Below are 1720 nucleotides of genomic sequence, written 5' to 3'. Positions count from 1 at the left end.
GGTCAGCACAAGGCAGCCATCGGCGCTGAAGTTGGCAGAGTTGAGCGAACTTTTATGGTAAATAATGGCTTTTTCGACCCATGACCCGTCAGTCTTGTGACCATAAATTTTTGCCGTGCCATCTTTACTGGCGGTCAGTACATGCCGACTATCGGGGCTGAAGATGGCTGATATGACATCGTTATGATGGGAAATCGTGAGCTTTTTTTCCCATGATTCATCGTCCCTCTGGCCACAGATTTTCGCCGTGCCATCTGTACTGGCGGTCACTACATGACGGCCATCAGGGCTGAAGGTGGCTGAGGTGACCCAGTGATCGTGGAAAATGGTGGCTTCTTTTTCCCATCGGCCATTTGTTTTCTGACCACAGATTTTCGCCGTGCGATCTTTACTGGCAGATATCACTCGGCAACCACCGGCGCTGAAGGTGACTGAGTTGACTTGACCATCATGGAAAATATTGACTTTATGTTCCCATGATCCATCGTCCTCATGGCTATGGATTTTTACCATCTTGTCTCTACTGACGGTCACAACTAAACGACTGTCGTCGCTAAAACAGGCTATGACGACACAATGATCATGTAAAATGGTGGCTTCTTCCAGCCATGATCCATCGGTCTTCTGACCATAAATTTTTGCCGTGTTATCGTTACTGGCGGTCACCACGTAGCAGCCATCCGGGCTGAAGGTAGCTGAGTTGACATGGTTACCGTGGGAAATGGTGTTTTTTTCCTCCCATGCCCCATCCGCTTTCTGATCATGAATTTTCACCTTCTTACTCCAACTGCTGACGGTCACCAAATGGCTGCCATCTGCACTGAAGGTGGCTGAGTCAACAAAGTGATCATGATCAATGATGACGTTTTCTACCCATGATCCTTTGGCGTTCTGACTATAGATTTGTGCGGTGTTATCAAGACTGGCCGTCACCAGGTGTCGGCCATCGGCGCTGAAGGTGGCTGAGTTGACCCAGAGATAATGGGCAATAGTGACTTTTTTATTGATTTCAAAGGTTTCACATTCAGACACCAGTTGAGCTTTGGTGAAATAGAACAGAGCAGGAAAATAAGCAGCCTTTCGTTGCTTTATCAGTGACTCGACTAATGCTGTATCCTTTGTAAAGGGCCGCAGCCAATGACGAAGTTGTTCTTTATCCTCTGTAGGAAGGATTTTCTTTAATTGATCCTGGTGTGGTAAAGAAAACCGGTGATACCAAGCCCTTGCCAGAGCATGGTCGTTTTTAATAACCCTGTTTAAGTGAGTAGACACCTGTTGTAAATTGACAACATCCCGAAATTTCAACCAACGAAAAATTTTAATTTTTACTTCTTCGGGCAAATCGAGCAATGAAGCGGTTTTCTTTATTTCCTGATCAGGTACAACAATGGTCCTGCCCATACTGACACAGGATGGCTCTCCCTCCAATGGAGTGCTCACCGGTGGTAGCAAGGGTGAATCGACTATGCCGGAGTGATTAGCGTTAGAAAACATATCTGGTTTTTCCTAAGTGACTATCGCCACCATTTAACAAGGACGTTCAAAATTGATGCGGTAAGTTGGAGTCAGTTCTGACATGAAAGTTCATAACCTGTTTTTGGGTGCCATTAATGAAGTTTCTGTCTTTCAGCACATACAGAATGGCCTCCCTTTTATTGATCACAGCAAACCATCAATGATTCATCGAAAGCTTATAAATTCTCAACTCGTTATGGTGAAA

The 1720-nt window shown here is 45.3% G+C and carries 1 protein-coding gene; it reads right to left on the bottom strand.

What is annotated here, in order from left to right; all coding sequences use genetic code 11:
- Positions 1-1494, bottom strand: a 1494-nt coding sequence (locus KDK17_RS00475; RefSeq protein ID WP_257287099.1) for an F-box/WD40 repeat-containing protein, incomplete at its 3' end; no start/stop codon positions are given.
- Positions 1495-1720: the final 226 nt, after the last annotated feature.

This window comes from Endozoicomonas sp. SESOKO2, assembly GCF_024606245.1.
Classification (GTDB): Bacteria; Pseudomonadota; Gammaproteobacteria; order Pseudomonadales; family Endozoicomonadaceae; genus Endozoicomonas_A.
This window is presented reverse-complemented; position numbering and strand designations above follow the sequence as displayed.